At 70.3% G+C, this 19485-nt stretch carries 19 protein-coding genes; 6 read left to right on the top strand and 13 right to left on the bottom strand.

What is annotated here, in order from left to right:
- Window positions 1-22: 22 nt before the first annotated feature.
- Window positions 23-1069: a hypothetical protein gene (locus AB0L53_RS37445; protein ID WP_364004516.1), complete on the top strand. Its 1047-nt coding sequence runs from the start codon at window positions 23-25 to the stop codon at window positions 1067-1069.
- Window positions 1070-1191: 122 nt separating this feature from the next.
- Here the strand turns inward: AB0L53_RS37445 and AB0L53_RS37440 are convergent, their stop codons facing one another.
- From AB0L53_RS37440 to AB0L53_RS37420, 5 genes are all read right to left on the bottom strand, one after another.
- Window positions 1192-1779, bottom strand: a complete 588-nt coding sequence (locus tag AB0L53_RS37440) for a hypothetical protein (protein WP_364004513.1) — start codon at window positions 1777-1779, stop codon at window positions 1192-1194.
- A 212-nt stretch (window positions 1780-1991) separates the two neighbouring features.
- On the bottom strand, window positions 1992-2834 hold the full coding sequence (locus AB0L53_RS37435) for a helix-turn-helix transcriptional regulator (protein WP_364004510.1): 843 nt from the start codon (window positions 2832-2834) through the stop codon (window positions 1992-1994).
- Window positions 2809-3357 carry a DUF6879 family protein gene (locus tag AB0L53_RS37430; RefSeq protein WP_364004507.1) on the bottom strand — a complete coding sequence of 183 codons (549 nt, stop codon included), beginning with the start codon at window positions 3355-3357 and terminating at the stop codon, window positions 2809-2811. The genes AB0L53_RS37435 and AB0L53_RS37430 overlap by 26 nt, the downstream gene beginning before the upstream one ends.
- Window positions 3354-3557, bottom strand: a complete 204-nt coding sequence (locus AB0L53_RS37425; protein ID WP_358442605.1) for a hypothetical protein — start codon at window positions 3555-3557, stop codon at window positions 3354-3356. The genes AB0L53_RS37430 and AB0L53_RS37425 overlap by 4 nt, the downstream gene beginning before the upstream one ends.
- A 232-nt stretch (window positions 3558-3789) precedes the next feature.
- Window positions 3790-4731 carry a hypothetical protein gene (locus AB0L53_RS37420; RefSeq protein WP_364004504.1) on the bottom strand — a complete coding sequence of 314 codons (942 nt, stop codon included), beginning with the start codon at window positions 4729-4731 and terminating at the stop codon, window positions 3790-3792.
- A 110-nt stretch (window positions 4732-4841) separates the two neighbouring features.
- Here AB0L53_RS37420 and AB0L53_RS37415 point away from each other — a divergent pair, with 110 nt between their 5' ends.
- Window positions 4842-5915, top strand: a complete 1074-nt coding sequence (locus AB0L53_RS37415; protein WP_364004501.1) for a helix-turn-helix transcriptional regulator — start codon at window positions 4842-4844, stop codon at window positions 5913-5915.
- An 8-nt stretch (window positions 5916-5923) separates the two neighbouring features.
- Here the strand turns inward: AB0L53_RS37415 and AB0L53_RS37410 are convergent, their stop codons facing one another.
- The gene (locus AB0L53_RS37410; protein ID WP_364004498.1) at window positions 5924-7852 is read right to left on the bottom strand and encodes a CHAP domain-containing protein; all 1929 of its coding nucleotides are present in this window, start codon (window positions 7850-7852) and stop codon (window positions 5924-5926) included.
- A 286-nt stretch (window positions 7853-8138) separates the two neighbouring features.
- Between AB0L53_RS37410 and AB0L53_RS37405 the strand changes: the two genes are divergently transcribed.
- Complete coding sequence (locus AB0L53_RS37405; protein ID WP_364004495.1) at window positions 8139-8789, top strand: PaaI family thioesterase; 651 nt, start codon at window positions 8139-8141, stop codon at window positions 8787-8789.
- On the opposite strand, the gene AB0L53_RS37400 is transcribed toward AB0L53_RS37405, so the two are convergent.
- From AB0L53_RS37400 to AB0L53_RS37375, 6 genes are read right to left on the bottom strand one after another with little or no spacing between them, the layout of a single operon-like run.
- Window positions 8783-9532: a glucose 1-dehydrogenase gene (locus AB0L53_RS37400; RefSeq protein WP_364004492.1), complete on the bottom strand. Its 750-nt coding sequence runs from the start codon at window positions 9530-9532 to the stop codon at window positions 8783-8785. The two genes, AB0L53_RS37405 and AB0L53_RS37400, sit on opposite strands and share 7 nt — an antisense overlap.
- The gene (locus AB0L53_RS37395; protein WP_364004489.1) at window positions 9519-11720 is read right to left on the bottom strand and encodes an acetate--CoA ligase family protein; all 2202 of its coding nucleotides are present in this window, start codon (window positions 11718-11720) and stop codon (window positions 9519-9521) included. Before AB0L53_RS37395 ends, AB0L53_RS37400 begins: the two co-directional genes overlap by 14 nt.
- Before the next feature lie 3 nt (window positions 11721-11723).
- A complete protein-coding gene (locus tag AB0L53_RS37390) occupies window positions 11724-13262 on the bottom strand; it encodes a class I adenylate-forming enzyme family protein (RefSeq protein WP_364004486.1) in 1539 nt (512 codons plus the stop codon).
- A 25-nt stretch (window positions 13263-13287) separates the two neighbouring features.
- A complete protein-coding gene (locus AB0L53_RS37385) occupies window positions 13288-13611 on the bottom strand; it encodes a VOC family protein (RefSeq protein ID WP_225299260.1) in 324 nt (107 codons plus the stop codon).
- Entirely contained in the window at window positions 13608-13967 is a 360-nt protein-coding gene (locus tag AB0L53_RS37380; protein ID WP_225299262.1) for a Zn-ribbon domain-containing OB-fold protein, read from the bottom strand. Before AB0L53_RS37380 ends, AB0L53_RS37385 begins: the two co-directional genes overlap by 4 nt.
- A gap of 39 nt (window positions 13968-14006) precedes the next feature.
- Window positions 14007-15755, bottom strand: coding sequence for a serine/threonine-protein kinase (locus tag AB0L53_RS37375; protein WP_364004482.1), 1749 nt, complete (start codon window positions 15753-15755; stop codon window positions 14007-14009).
- Window positions 15756-15916: 161 nt separating this feature from the next.
- On the opposite strand from AB0L53_RS37375, the gene AB0L53_RS37370 reads away from it, so the two are divergent.
- Together AB0L53_RS37370 and AB0L53_RS37365 are read left to right on the top strand one after the other, a co-directional pair.
- Window positions 15917-16522: a cysteine hydrolase family protein gene (locus AB0L53_RS37370; protein WP_364004479.1), complete on the top strand. Its 606-nt coding sequence runs from the start codon at window positions 15917-15919 to the stop codon at window positions 16520-16522.
- Window positions 16522-17319 (top strand): SDR family NAD(P)-dependent oxidoreductase, encoded by a 798-nt coding sequence (locus AB0L53_RS37365; RefSeq protein WP_364004733.1) that lies wholly within the window; start codon window positions 16522-16524, stop codon window positions 17317-17319. Before AB0L53_RS37370 ends, AB0L53_RS37365 begins: the two co-directional genes overlap by 1 nt.
- A gap of 8 nt (window positions 17320-17327) precedes the next feature.
- Here the strand turns inward: AB0L53_RS37365 and AB0L53_RS37360 are convergent, their stop codons facing one another.
- Window positions 17328-18545 (bottom strand): serine hydrolase domain-containing protein, encoded by a 1218-nt coding sequence (locus tag AB0L53_RS37360; RefSeq protein ID WP_364004476.1) that lies wholly within the window; start codon window positions 18543-18545, stop codon window positions 17328-17330.
- 30 nt (window positions 18546-18575) lie between these two features.
- Between AB0L53_RS37360 and AB0L53_RS37355 the strand changes: the two genes are divergently transcribed.
- Window positions 18576-19484 carry a cyclase family protein gene (locus tag AB0L53_RS37355; protein ID WP_358535019.1) on the top strand — a complete coding sequence of 303 codons (909 nt, stop codon included), beginning with the start codon at window positions 18576-18578 and terminating at the stop codon, window positions 19482-19484.
- The last annotated feature ends 1 nt before the right edge of the window (window position 19485 follow it).

The following is a 19485-nucleotide window of genomic DNA, read 5'->3' as shown; positions in this document are numbered from 1 at the left end:
CGTCTAACCGAACATGATCGCCATGGATCGAAGCGTGCGGGCGGCCACGGCGCTGATGTGGTCGATACTCCCGTTCGGAGCCATCGTCACGGCCCTGAACATCGCCGTCTGCGCCAGCGTGGAAGCGGTCGCCAGAAAGGCCCTGTCCCAGAGCCGGGACTACCTCGACTACGGCATGGCCCACTTCGACACCGTCGCGTGGGGCAGAACGCAAGGGATCGCGGTCTTCTTTGTCCTGGCCGCGCTCGCCATTGGGGCTATCGCCTGGCTGATTCGGCGACAGCGGCGATTCAACCTGGTTGCTCTGCTCGTAGGGCCGTTGAGCCTGACCTATGTGTTCTGGGTGTGGCACGTCCACATGAGCAACCCCGTTGCCGACGACGTCCTGTGGAAGATCCAGGAACTCGACCCCGCCCTTCCCCTCACCAGCGATACGTTGCTCCCCGGCTGGTACCAGCCCACCCTGACCGTGACACTCCTGGCGGCGGCCGCCGCCCAGCTGTCGGCTCTGGCGCTGCTGATCTGGTCGCGGGCGCTGAGACGGAATCCGGCGGAGGGCGGCATGTGGCGCGGCAGGATTCTGGCGCTCACCGGGCCCGCGTGCGCGGCGGCGTATGCGGCGATCAACTTCACCGGCATCTGGCTGGCCGACCTGTCAGTAGGGCCAGGTGATGGCACCGACTCGACGATCGCGGCCGCCTGGATATGGACCTCGCGGATAGCGCTCATGTTCGGCGTCCTCGGCACAGTCCTGACCGCCATCGACCTCTCGCTCCTGCGGGGCAGGGCCAAGGCATACAAAACGCTGCTTTCGCTAGCCGTCGCGCTGACTTTGCTTTATTGCCTGATCCTCCTGCTGGCCTGGCAGTACGACCTGTCGGAACCGATGGACGAAACGACCGGCTTCACTGACTACCGGCCCTGGTGGCGTACCCCAGGGGTGATCACGGTGGCGGTGGTGGCCGCGATGGCCCAGTTCGACGTCCTGTGGCTCATCGTCAGATCACGGATCACCAGACGTCAGGCAACGCGCCACTTTCGGATGGGGGTCCTGGGGCTTCGGGTGTGAGGCGGCCCGCTCAAGGCCCTCCAGCAGAGAGCGGGCCGCCCGCCCGGTGGTTTGACGGACGCGCCGGATGTCGCAGCCCGGCCCTTGCCGTCGCATCGGCAGAGGGGCAAGAGCCAGGCCGTCTATGGGGATCGCTCGGGCCGCAGATCTGATACGTGCACGATCAGGGCCCTGGCGAGGGTGTATTCCAGCGTGTGGCGGTCGGTCAGTGAGACGTCCTGGAGAGTCGGCGGACCGGAAGGGGGGACGACGATTCCTTTCACTCCCCATGGTTTGTAGTCGGGTGAGGTGTAGACGTGGGCCTGGTGCTGGAGATGCGGGCACGCGTCCAGCGCCTCGGGGATGCACCGGACGCATGTCGGTGGCTTGCTGAGGTGGCCGGACGCGGCGTGCGTCTTGTTGTGGAAAACCCAGGAGAGGCGTCCGGTACCGGGATCCAGCGCGGGACCTTCGCACACCTGGCACAGCCGGTGCAGCATGCATGCCCGCTGCCGGAGGGTGTGCATCTCCTTGTAGTTGACCTTGCCACGCCGATCGCACTTCTGCCGGGCCCACAGCACGGACAGGTGCCAATCGTCTGCCCTGGGGTCGGCGTAGGACAGCCGCCGCCCGCTCAGCGCCCACACGTCGTGGATGACGGCCAGGTCGAGCGCGACGGTCTCGACCTCGTAGGCGACGACGTACGGCACCCGGGCGGCAACCGTGGTCATACCGCCTCCCACGCGTCGACCGGCCTCGCCCGTCGGCAGACCTGCTCGTGTTGCCGACGCCGGATCTGCCGGGCGGTCGCGTGGGGGTGTGGACCCGTGACTGTCCATGCCCAGGACGCTACGACTACGGCATACGCACCCTGAAGCATTGTGCGCCAAGATGCTTCACTATTCAGAAGGTGGGTCGCGGCGCGCACCTTGGAGCATCAGCCTTACTGACGAGGCTCCAGCCCGTCGGCAATGTTCTCGATCAGGGCGCGAGCTTCCCGGCCGTAGATCGCCACGTCGGCCAGGCGGGCGAAGGTGCGCAGATACGTGCCGACTTCGGGGGCCTGGGTGACAGTGAGCGCCGCGGTGACGGTCTCGACCGACACCCACCGATCGTCGAAGATCCAAAAACCATGCACCGGGGCGACCGGGAAGGCCGCCGTGAAGGGAATGACGCCGAATCGCACAGTGCGCAGCGTGGAGGCGACGGCCAGCTTGTCGAGTTGGCCGGCCAGGACCTCGGGTGGACACAGCTGCAGCCGAAGCACGGATTCGGTGATGACGAAGTGGAAGCGGCGGCCTGGCGCGTAGAGGATCTGCTGGCGCGCCATCCTGGCGGCGACCGACTCATCAAGGTCATCGTGGGCCCCGTCGGAGGTGATCGCCTCCTGGAGGCGGTAACGGGCGTACTCGGGTGTCTGGAGCAGGCCAGGTACGAAGCAGGACTCGAAATTGCGGATGATGGCGGCTTCTGCCTCGGCTTCGGCGAATGTCTGCTGCTGGGCTGCCATGCCACGTCGGAACATGCGGCGGAACTCGACGTACTGGCCTTCAAGGGAGCGCAGCGCGGCGATCAGCTCGGGAGTCTGCTCGGGGACGTGGCAGGTCGCCGCCCACGCCTCCAGGTCGGCGTCCGAGGGCGTCTGCTTTCCCCCTTCGATCTTGTAGATCTTCGTGCGGTGCCAGCCGTGAGCCTCGGCGAGCTGCTGGCCGGTCAGGCGAGCGTCTCGCCGCAGCTCACGTAGGCGGATGCCGAGAGCATCACGGGCCCTCTCGTAGGTGGACATTCTGCTTGGTGTACTCCTGCCACGGGATGGCGTACTGCTGGGCCACGTCCCGGTAGTAGCAGTGCTTCACGACTACAGCGGGATCGGTGACAAGGTCGGCGCCCAGGAGAGCGTCATCGTTCCCGAATCTCAGGATGAGCAGCGTAGTGGAGTCGATCAACCAGAAGTCGTGGTCCGGCAAGTCGAGTCGAGCCGCCCGCGGACGAGACAGATATCGGATGTCCTCGCCCGCCTGGATGTTGAAGCGGGCGAGGGCCAGGCCGAAGCGGGTGTAGTCCGAGTGTGGCTCCGATACGACGCGAACCCGCTCCATGCGCTGGCCGGCCGAGAGCCGGGGTGCCAGTTCGGCGATCCAGTCGTCCATGTAGGACTCATCGATCTCTCCGCTGTCGAGGAAGCGATGGATGATGGGTTCCTCTTCGGGCTCGCTGTAGTTCTCGCGGGTTTCGAGCCGGAACGCGGTGTGCTGGAAGGCGTGAAGGGTCTCGACCCACTCGGATCGCGTCAGGAACCTTCCGCTCACTCCTGCGGTCCTCGCGCGAGCTTCAGCACCTCCGGCGGGACCTCGACATAGAACTCGTCGTCGCGTACGTCGACGAGGTCGGCTATCGCTTCTGGATCATTCAGGAGCTTGCCCTGGACGACGTAGGTGCCACGGTCGGTCTCGTAGAGAGCCGGGCAGCCGGTCTTACCGCTGGACGTGCCGAGGAGTCTGAGCCTCACGATCGCGCCTCTCGGGAGAATCGAAGCCGAATGCACTTGATGCTCAATGATGCGGAGAAGCGCGTCAAGGTGCGCGTAAGGTAGGAGGGTATAACCTCTGGCTCCCATCCGGCACGCCAGGTTCATCGACATCAGGAGCGGTCGGCGGGGTGGCGGCCTCTTCGGGAGTCTGGCTGGCGGGGCCATTTGCGGGCGGCGGCGGCAGGAGTTCCGGCCGCCGCCGCTCGCTAGGTCAGTCGCAGTGGACCGTCGAGGCGGTATATGTTCCGTTTGGACCGGTCACCGTGACGGTCGTGGTGTAGCAGACAACCTCGCTGGCGAGGCTCTTGAGCCTCATCCAGAAATCGGAATCACCGTTCCCGCCACTCCACGGCATGGCTTCGACGCCTCCGGGATATGAGGTCCAGCCGCCGCCACCCCCGTTGGGGACGGGGACATAGCGCGGCATGTCCCTTGGGTCGCACACCGCGCCCTGCGACATCAGCCTCATGCCCTTCTTGGCGCGGTTGCCGACCTGCTTCGCCCATTTCGAGTTCTGCATTTGTATCGAGGCGCCGAGGAAGTTGCCGGACTTCACGGCATTGATCACTCCCGTGAACTGCCCGAAGCGTGTGGGGCCGAGGTTGTACATCATGTCGATCAGTACGACCTGCCTGGCCGACGACAGCGTGTTGAAGTTGTCGATCACCCGGCCGACGTTCGCGACGGCGGCGCGGTAGTCGCCCTTGAACAGGGTGATGATCTGCAGCGGGGTCAGGTCCTGGGTTCCGGCACGCACCGCGGCGTAGTTGGCGCCGACGGCCGTCAGCAGGGCTTCCGCGTCGGAGCGGTCGAGGTTGAAGCCCACACCCACCGTGGGGTGCGGGGGGACGGCGCTGTCCATGTAGACGTGCGTGTCTCCGTACAGTCCGTTTCGGCTCTCGTTCTCCGCTACGTACGCCTCCATCTGCTCGGGCGTCAGCTGCGGCTCCTGGCTCGGATCCTGGTCGGGGTCGTCCGGGATGCCGCCGGGGCCGCTGCCGCCGGGGCCGCCACCGGCGCTGGTGGAGCAGGGACCGTCGGCGAAGGCGGGGGCCGCGGCGACCGTGATCGTGGTGAGGGTGGAGAGGAGAAGGGAGGTGGTGGCGAGTACGGTCGCGAGGAGTTGTCGGCGCGGAGCTCTGCGAGGGGTCATGAGACCTCCTGGTCCGGGCGGGGGGTGACCAGCTCATGATCACAGCGCGGTGGAGTTCGTGAATATCCCAGAAATCTGGGATATTTCGGGCGTCCGGTTAGGCTGCCGCCGTGATCTCGCGCAGGGCAGTGGAGCGCCAGGTGATCTCCGATTTACGGGACCTGGCCGGGGCGGAATTGACCGCGGCGCAGGTGTTCCGGCAGGCCGATCCGGTGCTGCGGGACGCGCTCGGATTCGACGCCGTGTGCTGGCACACGACCGATCCCGCGACGGGCCTGGTCAACTCGGTGCTCACCGAGGACCTGAGGCTGGACGATTTCCACCAGGCGGTGCAGCTGGAGATCTGGGGCGACGACACCGCGCGCTTCCCCGAGATCCGGCTCAGCGGCCGAGGCGCCGACACGCTCAGCCGCGCCACCGGCGGGGTCCTGCGGCGCAGCCTGCGCTTCCGGGAGCAGATCGCGCCCGCGGGCTTTGGCGACGAGCTCCGCGCCGTTTTCGACGCCGGAGGCGGGATGTGGGGCTGCGCGGCGTTCATGCGCGCTCCTGACCGGGGTCCGTACCGGCCCGGAGAGCTGGCGTTGGCCCAGCGCGCGGCCCGGTACCTGGGTGTCGCCCTGCAGCGCAGCCAGCTGTTGCGGTCGCCTGCTCCGCCGGCGCCGATGCCGCCCGCCGTGGTGCTGCTCGGGCCGGACAATGACCTGGTCAGCGCCGACGAGCGGGCTGAACGGCTGCTGGGTGAGTTCACCGATGACTCGGCCTCGATCTTCACCGTGCCGACGTCGTTCGTCATGGTGGCCGAGCAGGCCAGGGGAGCGGCGGCAGGCGGCCGGACTCCGCCTCCGCTTCGGGTACGTGGCCGCGACGGCACCTGGTTCGTGCTGCACGCCTCGCTGATGGGCGGCAAGGCGGACGGCGCCTCGGCGGTGGTGATCGCCCCGGCCTCGCCCGCCGACATCATGCCGGTGGTGTTCGCCTCCTACGGACTCACCCCCCGCGAGCGCGAGGTCGCCGTGCGCGTCGTCCAGGGCCGGGCTACCGATGACATCGCGCAGGCCCTGTGCACCACGCCCCTGACCGTGCAGGACCATCTCAAATCGATCTTCACCAAGGCGGGTGTCCGTAGCCGACGCGAGTTCGTCGCCCAGCTTCTCACGGCCCATCCCCCGGAAGTGTGGACCTGACGGGCATCTCAGGCGCGGTGGCGGCCCCTGCGGGAGCCCGGCTTGCGGGGTTCTCGCGCCTCGGCGACGGCGACGGCTTGCGTGTGTGCGGCCGCCGGTTGCAGACGGTCGTCCCCGGTACGCCTGGCCGCACGTAGGAGGTCGTTCGCCGCGCGCTCGTCGTCACCTCCCACAGCCAGGGAGGCGGGCGCCAAGCTCTCGTGGCTTCGGTGGCGGCGGCCATGGAGGGTGGGGTCGAAAGGCTCCGTGCCGAACAGCTCGAGATGGGAGGGGGCGGCCAGCGGAGAGCGGTGACGGCGGCCATGCGGTGAGGAGTCCTGGGTGAACCCCTCCGTGGGGTGAGGAGCGGGGGAGCGGTGGCGACGGCCGCGCAGCGGGCCCTCGGACGTGAAGGGGGCCGGTTCCTCGATCGGGTGCCCGCTGCGGCGACGCCGGCCGTAGTAGCCGCCCGTCTGAGAGCTGTGCGTCTCGCCGGGGGCGGGCCAGGGTTCGGTCGCCCTCGTGTACGGCGTGCGCCCGCCGAGGTGCTGCGACGCGGCACTGACACGTCGTGCGGTGGCACTGGAACGAGCCCCGGAGCGGGACCCGAGGTGGTGTGGGGTGGCGGCACGGCGGGCGGAAGGGGTGAAGGCGTCGAACGCCGGCGTCGTCTCCCGAACGGGGGAGAAGGCGTCGAAGGCCGTTGTCGCCTCTGGGATGGGGATCGAAGCGAGGGACAACAACGCGGCGATCGGCTCGGCCGGCTCCAGGTGGACCGCCGTCGGTACCAAAAGCTCGGCCGGTTCCAGGTGGACCGCTGCCGGCACCGAAAGCTCGGCCGGGGCGGGTGATCCCACCAGCTCCAGAGGAGTCGTCGCCGGGATGGTGACGTCCGTGGACGTACCGGCGCCTACCAGCACAGGGGCCGCGTCGGTGCGGGGCTTGCGACGGTGGCGATGGCGGGTGGCCGGGCCCGTGGAGCGTGCGGCCGGGGCGGCGACAGCGGCCGCGCGGACCGGGCGTACGCGCAGTTGCCGGGTCTTGGCGACGGCGAGGACCGCGAGGGCGGCCACCAGCGCGGAGCCGATCAGCGCGGGAGACGAGAGAGTGGGCACCGGTGCGCTGGACGACGCGTCGACGATGGTGGGAAGGGGCGCGGGGTTGCTGGTGACCGCGTTGGTGTCGGCGGTGGCCGGCTTGGCGTGCTTGCCCTTCTTGGGTGCCTGCTCGGCGGCCTTCGTGGTGGCTGCGGGCGACGACTTGCGGGTGGCCGTGGGGGTGGGGGCGGCGGCCTGCTGGGGAGCGGCCTGCTTGGGACGGGCGACCAGCGGGGCCCCTCCCTGCCCGGTACGGGGGATCATGCCGATGAGCGGGGTGCCGTCGGGGAGTTGGAGCTGGCCCACGTCGGTCGTGGAGGTGGACGCCTGGTCGTCAGCCCGGTGCTGCGCGTCCCACTCGCCCTCGACCTGGTTCTTGGCGGCCTCGCTCTCCAGGCGGGTCTTGATCTTCTCCGGGTAGCCGTAGCCGACGACCTTGCTGGTGTCACGTTCCTTGCGCTTGGCGACGCCGCCGTCGATGTTGCCCTCGATCGTGAAGATCTTGTCGCCCTCGACCTTGGTCACCAGGCCGACATGGTCGATGGCGTCGATGTCGTTCGAGCCGCTCCAGTCGTAGAAGACCAAGGCGCCGGGCTTGGGCTTGTGGCCCCAGGCGCCCTGCTCCTTGAACCACTCGGCATGGCTCACCGTCCAGGCGAACTGGCCGATCCAGTCCTGGTAGCCGAGCTTGTGAGCGGCCCACGACAGGTACATGTCACACCAAGGTGCGGAGCTGTAGTCGGCGTCGAACTCGACGTTCTTGCCGTACCAGTGGCCGAACTTGGTGTACGCGTCGGCCTTCTCGGAGTAGCCGAGCTGGCTCTCGAGCAGGTCGATGTACTTCTTCATCTCAGGCGTCATTGACGTGCGAGGGAACCTTCCGGGCAAGACCGGGTTTACCCACACAGCCCTGGGTAGGGGACACATGTGGCAAAACCGGCGGCCTGTCATCTTCCGTGCTGAAGGAGGCTACCGTGACGTAAGGGCAGGTCAGGTACGGGTCAACGGAGCTCCAAGAGGTCATGCGACCCTAAACCGCAGGTCAAAAGCTTGCCAGAAATGTCCCAAAGAAGACTGGTTGATAGTAAAAGATCTACCTTTGGGTGTCTAGAACGTGTTTTGGTAGAACCTGTTCTAAGATGCGGCCATGACGATCGACGTCGCCGCCGGCGAGTCCCGCACCGCCGCCCTGTGCGCCCTGGCGCAGCAGACCAGAGAACTGATGGACGCGGTGATAGGCACTGGCGTTGAGGAAGACGAGCTGGTGGCCGTGGCCGCCGAGCTCACCGCCCTGACCGAACGGCTCGAAGCGACCGTCCGCGTGTCACGGCGGTCCTACGACATCGCGTCCGACGGCACCGTACGCCACCTGGGCAACGCCGCCATCGGCGCCGCGAACCCGTTCGCCGTGCCGCTGGTCGTGGAGCGGCTGGCGAGTGGCGGGGTGCGGGCGGAGGTGTCGTTCCGGCCGCTGCACGAGGGGCCGCCCGGCGCCGTGCACGGCGGGATCACCGCGATGGCCCTCGACCACCTGCTGGGGCAGGCGGTGGCCGTTGCCGGGCTGGCGGGCATGACGGGCACGCTGACCATCCGCTACCGGGCGCCCGTGCCGTACGACCGGCCGGTGGTCGTGACGGCGGAGCACACGCGTACGGAGGGGCGCAAGGCATGGGCGGACGCCCGCGTGATGCTGCCGGACGGCACGCTGCTGGCCGAGGCGACAGGCATCTTCATCACCCCGACCGCCTGGCTGAACGGCCCCCCGATACCGACGGCCCCCGACAGCGCCGGTCAGTAGCCCGCGCCGGTCAGCAGTCCGCCGTCCACCGTGAACTCGCTGCCCGTGCAGTAGCTGGACCGGTCCGAGGCCAGGAACGCCACCACGTGCGACACCTCCACCGGCTTGGCGAAGCGCTTGATGACCATGCTGCGGAGGAACGCGTCCGCGTCCACCTCGCTCATGATCTCGGGATCCATGGCCATCGAGGTGTTGATCGCCCCGGGATGTACCGAGTTGACGCGGATCTTGTAGCGGGCCAGTTCACGGGCGGCCGACTTGGTGACGCCCCGGATGGCGAACTTCGAGGCCGCGTACGCCGACAGCCCCTCGGCGCCGACGAAGCCCTCGATCGAGGAGATGTTCACGATCGAGCCGCGCCCGGCGGCCCGCATCGGCGCGATGGCGGACTTGACGCCGAGCCAGGTGCCCCTGAGATTCACGTTGATCACGCGGTCGAACTCCTCGACCGCCATATCGCTGATACGCCGAAATTTCAGGATCCCGGCGTTGTTGACCAGGATGTCTAGCCTCTCGTGCAGATCCGTCACGGTCGCGATCGCGCGGTCCCAGTCCTCTGGGGCGGTGACGTCGTGATGGACGAAGGTCGCGCCAGTCTCCTCAGCCAGCGCCTTGCCCTCTTCATCCAGTACGTCACCGAACACCACGCGCGCCCCCTCCGCCAGGAACAGCCGTACATGCGCCTCGCCCATGCCGCGCGCCCCGCCGGTGATCAGTGCCACCTTGCCGTCAAGCAGTCCCATTGCGACCTCCCGCCGCGACGGCCACCGCGGCCGCCTCCATAGTTCGGTAGACGGGGATCCCGGCCGCCGCCACGATCGCCCTGACCTCGTCCTCGACACCGGGGGGCGCGCACTCGCCGTTCCTGGTGACCAGGGTGACCCTGGTCTCCGGGAGGGCGTCCTGCGCGGCCGCCAGCGCCCGCGCGTACTCGAACAGCGGCTCGGCCCGCGTCCCATAGGTGAAGAAACTCTGTACGTTCACATGCGCCACCACATCCGGATACGACCGGTGCCGCACGATCGCCTCGACGGCCCGCTGGACCAGGTCCGGCCCGCTCCGAGGGCCGACGGGCACCTCCAGCGGGTTGGCCAGCGAGGACCCGGCCCCCAGCCCCAGCCCGCGCAACTCCCCGAGCACCGAGTCCGGCAGCGGCCCGAGCGACACCCCGGCCCGGTCGAAGGCGTCGGCGGCCAGCACACTCGCCCCGCCACTCGGCCCGATCACCAGCGCCCCCATGCTCCGGAAGTCCGCCGTCGTGCCTCGGGGAATCCCCTCGCCCGCCAATGCCGCGCCCAAGGAGCCCGCCCGGCCACCCGAGACCACGACTCCGCCGTCCGGACCTGTCGTCCGGGGGATGCGGGCGCCGTGCGCCTGGAAGAAGGCGAGGACGCCGATCAGGTCGTCCTGGGAGGTCACCAGCGTCGCCCCGGTCTGGTCGGCGAGCGCCTGCCAGATCCGCCCATCACTCACCAGCCCGCCGGTGTGCGAGGCCGCGGCCCGCTGCCCCTGCGCGCTGCGCCCGCCGACCAGCAGCACCACAGGCACGGGAGCGGCCGCCAGCGCCTCGTACAGCGCCCGCCCGTCACGCGGGTCCTCCAGATAGAGCCCGACGGCCCGCGTCTCGGAGTCGGCCGACAGCCAGCGGAGCAACTCGGCCGGGGTGACGTCGGCCGCGTTCCCCACGGTGACCACCCGGCTGAAGGCCAGCCCACGGCGCTCGCCGACCTTGATCACCTCGCCGGCCAGCCCGCCGCTCTGCGAGATCAGCGCGACCGTCCCCGCCGGACCGAGCCCGCCGCCGACGAACGTCTGCCGCCCGCGCGGGCAGTACACGCCCATGCAGTTGGGGCCGAGCAGCCGCGTCCCCGCCGCCCGCGCCGCCGCGACGAGCTCCCGCTCCAGCTCCGGCTGTCCCGCCTCGCCGAAGCCGCCGCTCATGACCTGTACGTACGGCACGCCGGACGCCTCACGTACGACCTGGGCACACCGCTCCGCGGGCACCGCCACCAGCGCGTAGTCCACGTCCGCCACGGCCAGGGACGGCACGGCGGGCACGCCGCCCACTTCCCGCGCCTCGGGATGCACCGCGACCAGGGGGATGCCGGCGGCCTTGTAGAACTCGAGGAACATGTTCCCGAAGTTCGGCCGCGTGGTGGAGGCCCCGACCACGGCCACCGCCCTGGGCTCGAAGAGCGGCCCGAAGTCCGTGGGCTCGGAGTGTGGTCCGAGATCCGTGGGCTCGGAGTGCGGCCCGAGGTCCGCGGGCTCGTCGATCACTCCGTCCTGACCGCCGTTCGAGGCGTGGGCCGCCGGGAGATACCGCGCGTCCACCGCCACAACGCCCGACTCGGTAGCGATCACCGGATTGATCTCGAACTCGCCCAGTTCCAGCCGCTCCCACAGCCCGCCAGACCCGCCGACCGTCATGAGCAGCTTCACCACCGCGTCCACGTCTACCCCTGGACGCCCGCGCAGCCCGTACAGCACCGGAGACCCGCGCAGCGAGCCCAGCATCCGCCGCGCGTCCCCCTCCGAGATCGGGCAGAGACCCAGCGCCGTGTCCCGCAGCGTCTCGGTCCACACTCCGCCCAGCCCGGCGAGCAGCACGGGCCCGAAGCCCGGATCGTGGACCAGCCCGACGATCAGCTCCACCCCGCCGGGGGCCTGCTCTTCGACGAGAAACCCCTCGGCCGCCACGCCCGAGGCCAGCATCCTGGCGGCCTCGATCGGGACGTCGACCCGGCTCAGCCCGAGCACCACGGCTCCGGCCTCGGACTTGTGCACGATCTCGGGCCCGTACGCCTTCAGCACCAGCGGCTCGCGCAACTCCGCGACCGGGGCGAAGTCCATGTCGCGCACCACCACGCCTCGCGGCACCGGTACCCCGGCCTCGCGCAGCAGTTCCTTGGCCTCGTGTTCGGCGACCACGGCTCAGGTCTCCAGCAGGTGGCCGTGCCGTTCTCTGATCTCCCTGCGTAAGAGCTTGCCGGGCCCGCCGGAGGCGTCCTCGAAGTGCGGCAGCGCGTCGGCCACCAGGATGTGGTCCGGCCGCTGGTGCGGCGCCAGGATGTCGTCCAGGGCCCGCGCGAGCTTGGCCGCGTCGAGCGAGTGCCCGGAACGCGCCACGACGGCCAGCAGGATCCGCTGCTCGGCCGCGTCCCGCCCGTCGACGTGCGCGGGCACCCCGACCGCCCCGGCCTCCGCCACGCCGTCGAGCGCGGCCGCGGCCTCCTCGACCGCGACCGGCTGGGTCCAGACGCCGCCTTTGAGAATCGCGTCCTCGCGCCGCCCTAGAACGCGCAGCACGCCGTCGGGGGAGACGGAGCCGAGGTCGCCGCCGACGTACCATTCGCCGCGCAGCACCTCCGCCGTCTTGTCCGGCAGGCCGTCGTAGCCGGACATCCGGTGCGGCCCGGACAGGTTGATCTCGCCGACCTCGTCCACCACGCGACGGCCCGACGGGTCGGTCACCCGGACGGCGTTGCCGGTGCGCGCCCGGCCGGACGAGCCGAGCGGCGTGGAGCCGTCGTCCACCCGGCCCATGCAGGTGTAGGGGGCCTCGGTCTGGCCGTAGTAGGAGTAGACGCCCGCGTCGGGCAGCCGGTCCTTGATCCGGCCGAGCATGGTGGCCGTCAGCGGCTCGCCGCCCAGCATGATCACCCGGATGGAGGACAGGTCCACCGTCTCGTGCTCCGACGAGCCCAGCAGCGCCGCGTAGAACGACGGGATCTGCGACACGTGCGTGACCCGTTCGCGCGGCACGACGCGCAGGAAGTTCGCCGGGCCCCAGTCCTGCTCCAGCACCAGCCGCATCCCGGCGTACAGGGCGGGCCCGACGATGGCCGGGAAGCCGATACCCCAGATGATCGCGCCCGTGCCGAACACCGCCTCTGGCCCGCGCGGCACGTCGAGCCAGATCTGCGCGGTCGCCAGCGACGAGGCGTGCGTGTGGACGACGGGCTTGGGCAGCCCGGTCGTCCCCGAGGTGTAGTAGAGCGCGAGCGGATCGTCGTGGAAGCCGCCGAGTGGCGGCTCCTCCTCTGATCCGTGCGAGAGGTCAGATGCGTTGATCCAGGTGGTGATGGCGGGCAGCGACGGCCTGATCTCCGCGACCACCCCCTCCACGGTCGAGTCGTACACGAACGCCGTGCACCCCGACTGCTCCACCACCGCGCGCAGCGTGTCGACCGGCCAGTACGGATTCAGCGCCGCCGTCACCGCGCCGATCTTGGCCTGCGCCAGGTACACCTCCGCCACGTGCAGCGTCTCGTTCAGCAGCGCGGCCACCCGCCGGCCCGGGGTGACGCCCGCCGCGAGCAGCGCGTGCGCGCGCCGGTTGACGGTCCTGTTCAGCTCGTCATAGGTGAAGCTCCGCTCGCCGCAGTAGGTGAGCGCCACCCGGTCGGGGGTGCTCATCGCCGCGGCGGTCAGGATCGCGTGGCCATAGTTGCCGTACGGTGATCGCGCCATCGGGGGTGCCTCCGTCAGAGAGGTTTCAGAGGGGTGAATAGAGGACGAAGACGTTTCCTGAGGGATCGCGCAGCACGGCGCGCGTCTCGTGCGGCCCGTCCTCGGGCTCGCGCACTACTTCGGCGCCGCGCGCCACCAGATCGGGTACGGCCTGCCGTACGCTGTCCACCTTGAACGACGGCGCGGCCGAGGCGGTGACATGCTCGGCGGGGCCGGCCAGCGCCACGGTGACGCCACCGCCGTTCAGCGCGGCGAACCTGTCACCGTCACGGAACTTCACCGGCAGCCCGTAGAAGGCGATCGCCTCGTCCAGGTCGGCCACGGGTATGAGCACGTTGCCAACGATCACGCCGGCCTCCAATGCGGTAGGTCGTCCACGAACGTCACCCGCACCGGCATCCCGATGCGGACCTCCTCCGGTGCGCACTCCACGACCTGACCGAACACGCGCGCGCCTTCGGGCAGGTCGACCCAGGCCAGCACGTACGGCTCGCGGCCCCGGTAGCCGGGCGCGAACGAGCGGTGCACGACGGTGTACGTGTGCACCACGCCCGCGCCGGAGACCGGCTCGAAGACGAGGTCGCCACCGCACCGGGGACAGTCGGCCTCGGGGAGGTGGACCCGCCGATCGCAGGCCGTACAGCGCTGAACGACCAGCTCGCCGCGCCTGCAGGCGGCCCAGTAGGCGGAGGTGTCACAGGTCATCGCTAGCCAAGCTAGCGCACGCTTGGTTGCTCGACAACCCTAGCCGGCGGGTTCCTCGGCGAGCGAGGCCACGGGCTCCTCCGAGGTCAGCGAATCGTTCGGCGAAGCCGAATCAGCGCTCGGCGAGGCGAAGGCCGGGGCGTCGGCGGTGCGCGGCGGGTCGGAGGGCAGTGCGAAGGGCGGCTGGGACGGCGTCGGCGTCGGAGTGGCGTGCTCCTGGGTGGGAGTGGACGACGTCGAGGGCGAGGGGCTGGGTGCCGGGCAGGGCGGCCCGTCCACGGTCACCTCACTGACCTGCGGGCCGTTGGCCGCCGCCGGCTCGGTCGACAACAGGAGGCCGAAGTGCGCCTGCTTGCCGCACCCGACGGCGCCCAGGTCGCGGGCCACGGGGTCGGTGTAGGCGGTCCGGCCGGTCAGCGTGCGGGTCTCCTGGTGCACCGTACGGGCCTGACCGTCGCCGTCGCGCCGCGTGTACGTGATGCGCAGCCGCACCGGTCCACGCCCATCGGCGGCCACGCGCACCGCGCCCGCCGAGCCGGTCCACTGGACGATGTCGGCCGACCGCACGACCGGACTGGGCAGCGCCCGGGAGGGCTGCCGGGAGGCGGTGGGAGGGGGTAAGGGGGGAGAGGACGTGGCCGACGGTACGGGAACGGCCGTCGACGTCCTGGCCGTGGGACGGCTGGTCTCCGAGGTCCGGCGGACCGGGGTCTTGCCGTCGACCGGGGTGGGATCCAGCTGCTCGGACGTCTTCGGCTGCGGCATGAGCACGGTGCCCGCCGGGCCGGGGGCCAGCCGCCCGTCCGAGAGCACCACCGCGATCAGCACGGCGACGGCCGTCGCGCCCGCGATCCACAGGTGCGGCGGCAGCTTGGGCACGGTGATCCGCCGCCCACGGACCGCCCCCAGGGTGGCGGTCGGCGTGTCGGTCTTGGCCAGGGGGAAGCGGAGCGCGAGCAGCGTCGCCAGCTCGCCGAGGTGGCGGCGCCCGCGCTTCTCCCAGTCGGGGCCGTAGCCGGCGACCGCGTCCTCCTCCAGCTCCGCCGCGAACTGCCGGGCCGAGGCGTACCTGACCGCGGGGTCCTTGGCCAGCCCACGCCGGAGCAGGTCGCGCAGCGAGTCGGGGGCGACCTCCAGCGGCACCGGCTCGACCAGGTGCTTGTCCCGCAGCGACGCGACGTCTTCAGCCTTGTACGGCGGGCGCCCCTTGACGGTCTCGAACAGCAGGCACGCCGCCGCGTAAATGTCAGCGGGCGGCCCCGCGTCCCCCTGCGTCCACAGCTCGGGCGACATGTACGGCGGGCTGCCCGCCGGCACCCCCGGCTCTTCGGCGTGCACCACCACCCCGAAGTCGCTCAGCTTGCTCGTGCCGTCGGCCTGGACCAGCACGTTCTCCGGTTTGACGTCTCGGTGGGCCACGCCCTTGTCGTGGGCGACGGCCAGGGCCAGGAGCGTGCTCTTCAACACCGCCAGCGCCGCCTCCGGGCTGGTCCTGCCGTGCTCGGACAGGATCGTCCGCAGCGACACCCCGTCGACCAGCTCCATGACCACCGCGGCCCTGGTCGGGGTCTCCACAAACTCGTAGAGCTGGACCACGTTCGGGTCGTCGAGCTCGACGAGTGAGGGGGCGTCCACCCGGAAGCGGTCCATGAACTCGGTGTCCCGGCGCAGGGTCGCGTTCAGGTATTTGATCGCGACGTAGGCTCCGGTGGCCTGGTAGGTGGCGAGGAACACGCGGCCCGTGTGCCCCGCGCCGAGCTGGCGTACTTCTCGGTAACCAGGGACCAAGGCGAACCCCCATAGCGCAGCCGTCTCTCATTCGACGGTCTCATCCGGGGTTCCGGTTGTCACGACTCCAGATATTTCGCCAGATGTCAGGGGATTATGGCCCCGAGGCCCGGGTGATATGTTCGAAGCCAAGCAAGCGCTCGGCTAAGTGGAGGCTTCGCATGGATCGTACGGCCGTGCTGGTCATGGAGATGCAGCGGGGCGTCGTCGGCGATCTAACGAAATTTCCGGACCTGGTGGTCGCGTGCCAACAGCGTGGCGTCGTACGCAACGCCGTCTCCGTACTCCAGGCGGCCAGGGCGGCCGGCCTCCCCGTGATCCACTGCACCGCCGCCTTCCGCGCCGACCGGGCCGGCTCCCACACCCACAACAGCCCGTTCATCACCGCCCTGCTCAAGGACCCCGGCCACATGCTGGAGGGCACGCCCGCTGTGGAGGTGCTGCCCGAGTTGCTGGCCGGCACAGATCTGGAGAGTCGGCGCCACCACGGGTTCTCCCCGTTCACCGGGACCTCGCTCGACATGACACTGCGCTCTCTGGACGTCGCGCACGTGGTCGCCGTCGGGCTCTCGCTCAACCTGGGCATCCCCGGCCTGGCCCTGGAGGCGGTGAATCTCGGCTACCGGGTCACCGTGGTGACCGACGCCGTCGCGGGCGTACCGGACGGGTACGCGCTGGCCGTACTGAAGCACACGATCCCCCTCCTGGCCGCCCGCACCACCGCGGCCGAGCTGGTCGAAGAGTGGAAGGCGGGCGGCGAGCGGTGATGGAGGGGATGCGGCTCGACGGGCGCGCGGCCGTCGTGACCGGGGGCGCGGGCGCGATCGGCGCGGCGATCGCCGCGGACCTCGCCGCACTGGGCGCCCGGGTGGTGATCGCCGACGTGGACCTGCCGGGGGCCGAGAAAGTGGCCGCGAGGCTGCGGGGGGCCGAGGAGGTGGCTGCGGGGCTGCCCGGAGCCGAGGAAGTGACTGCGGGGCTGCCGGGGGCCACTGCCTTGGCCGTCGACCTCGCCTCGCCCTCCTCCATCGAGCGGTTCTGTGACGCGGCCGGGCCGGTCGACATCCTCGTGAACAACGCCGGGGTGTCGATCGTCGAGCCGTTCGTCGCCGGCGACCCGGCGAACTGGGATCTCATGTGGCAGGTCAACCTGCGCGGCCCGATGCTGCTGACCAAGCTGATGCTGCCGGGCATGATCGAGCGGGGGTGGGGGCGGCTGGTGTTCATCTCGTCGGACGGCGCCAGGGCGGGCTCCGGCGGCGAGGGCGCCTACGCGGCCACCAAGGCCGGGCTGTTCGGCCTGGCCAAGACGCTCGCTCGCGAAGCAGCCAGGGCGCACGTCACCGCCAACGTGGTCTGCCCGGGACCCACCGACACACCGATGCTCCGGCGCGTCTCGGCGGCCGAGCCCGGACTGGTCGACAAGATCGTCAGGACCGTCCCGCTGCGCCGCCTCGGCACGCCCGCCGACGTGGCGGGCCTGGTCGCCTTTCTCTGTACGGAACGCGCCGCCTACATCACCGGCCAGACGCTGTCGGTCAGCGGCGGCGTGACGATGCAGTGACGACGCGATCACAGGGATCGGTAGACGGCCTCCATGAGGCGGATCGCCCGCTGGTTGCCGGCGAAGACGTCGGCCATCTTGTTCATGACATATCCGGCGGCCACGCCGTACTTGGGGTCGGCCAGGCCGATGGACCCGCCCACACCGGTGTGTCCGAACGCGGTCACGGACGGCACGAAGAACGACATGCCGGGCCGCATGAAGCCGAGCCCGAACGCGCTCTCCAACAGCAGTACCTGATCGGGCCCCGACGCCCGGGGCCGGATGGCGTCCACCAGCGTCTCCGGCCGCAGCAGGTCGCCGGCGAGCAGCGAGCGGTAGAACGCCGCCAGGGATCTGGCCGTCGTGACGAGGCCCACGGCGGGCCACCCGGCACGCAGCATCACCGGGTTGTTGGCCCCGCCCTGAAGGTCCTGGATGCGCGGGTTGCCCATGGTGCGGTTCATCAGGCTGTCCGGGTCCTTGGCGGCCATGGCGATCGCGGCGATCGGATCCTTCGGCGGCCCGATGGGCGTGCGAGGCAGGGCACCGGGGGCGCGGCGGGCCTGGCCGCTCCCCGTCTCGGGCGCAGGCAGGCGCCGGTCGCTCTCGCTGCCGGGCGAGGGCTCGGCCGTCAGCCGGGCGGCTCTGGCGATCACGTCGTCGGGCGCGCCGACCCACAGGTCGAGGCCGAGCGGCCCGGTGATCTCCGCCGCCACCAGTTCGCCCACCGACTTGCCCGTCACCCGGCGTACGACCTCGCCCACCAGGAACCCGTACGTGAGAGCGTGATACCCGTGCGCCGACCCGGGCCGCCAGATCGGGCGCTGCCCGGCCAGGCGCGCGGCGATGGCGGGCTGGTCCTCGAACTCCGCCACCGGCACCCGCTCGTCCAGCGCGGGCAGTCCCGCCTGGTGACTGAGCAGGTGCTCGACGGTGACGCGCTGCTTGGCCCGCACCCCGAACTCCGGCCAGACCTCCGCCACCGGCGCGGTCACGTCCACCAGTCCCCGCTCGGCCAACTGGAGCAGCACGGTCGCGGCGATCGCCTTGGTGCAGGAGTAGGCGAAGACGGGGGTGTCCGCCTCCCACGGCCGTTCCGTGCGGCGGTCGGCCACGCCGTCCCACAGGTCCACGACCAGTTCGCCGTCGAGGTAGACGGCGAACGCGGCCCCCAGTTCGAGGCCGTCGGCGAAATGGCGTTCGAACACCTCGCGCACGCGGGAGAACCGGGGATCGCAGTGCATCAAGACCTCCGACAGGAAGGGAGCACGTACTTGGCTGCCGAGCCTAACAATTGGGGACGTTTCGGCCCAGAGGATCAACGGGGCACGCTCAATCTGCTCACTGGCAACTTGGTACTGGCCGGATTGGCCACCGCGCGGACCGGCCAGGTTCTCAGCCTGTCCATGCCGATCAGGGGTGCCACCTCCTCGCCCGCGCCCGGCACCGTGCCCCATTTGAAGGGGCGCCCGCTGCCGCAGCACTTCATGTCGGTCGACGGCGGTGACTACGCGGCCGGCGCCCGGCCGGTGGGCGCGGGGCTGCGGATGGCCGATGACGCGCTGATCGTCACCCACCACGGCACGACCACGCACATGGACGCGCTCTGCCACATGTGGTCGGGCGAGGAGCTCTACAACGGCCACCCCGCCGCGCGCGTACGCTCCTACGGCGCCACCCGGTGCGGCATCGAGCAGGTGGGCGGGGTCGTCGCGCGGGGAGTCCTGTTCGACGTACCCCGCCACCTCGGGCTCGACCACCTGCCCGCCGACTTCCGTATCCCGGCGGAGCTGCTGGCGGAGATCGCCGTGCCGCGCGCGGGTGACGTCGCGGTGATCCGTACCGGCTGGCCCGCCGTGTGGGAGCGCTCGCGTGAGGAGTACTGGTCGGGACAGCCGGGGCTGTCGGCCGAGGCGGGGCGCTGGCTGGCCGAGCGGGATGTCTCGGTGGTGGCCGCCGACAACGCCGCGATCGGCGGCCTGAACGCCCACCAGCTCGCCGACGAGCCGCTCGACGACGATCTCCACCTCATCCTGCTCCACCGCCACGGCATCCACCTGATCGAGCTGCTCTGGCTGGAGGAGCTGAGTGCGGCCGGTCGTACGGAGTTCGTGTTCGTCGCGGCCCCGCTCAGAATCGAGGGCGGGACCGGGAGCCCGCTCAACCCACTGGCGATCCTCTGAG

This window comes from Nonomuraea sp. NPDC052129 (genome assembly GCF_040680095.1).
GTDB lineage: Bacteria > Actinomycetota > Actinomycetes > Streptosporangiales > Streptosporangiaceae > Nonomuraea.
Note: the sequence above shows the minus strand (reverse complement) of the source record. Positions and strands in the feature narration are given on the sequence as shown.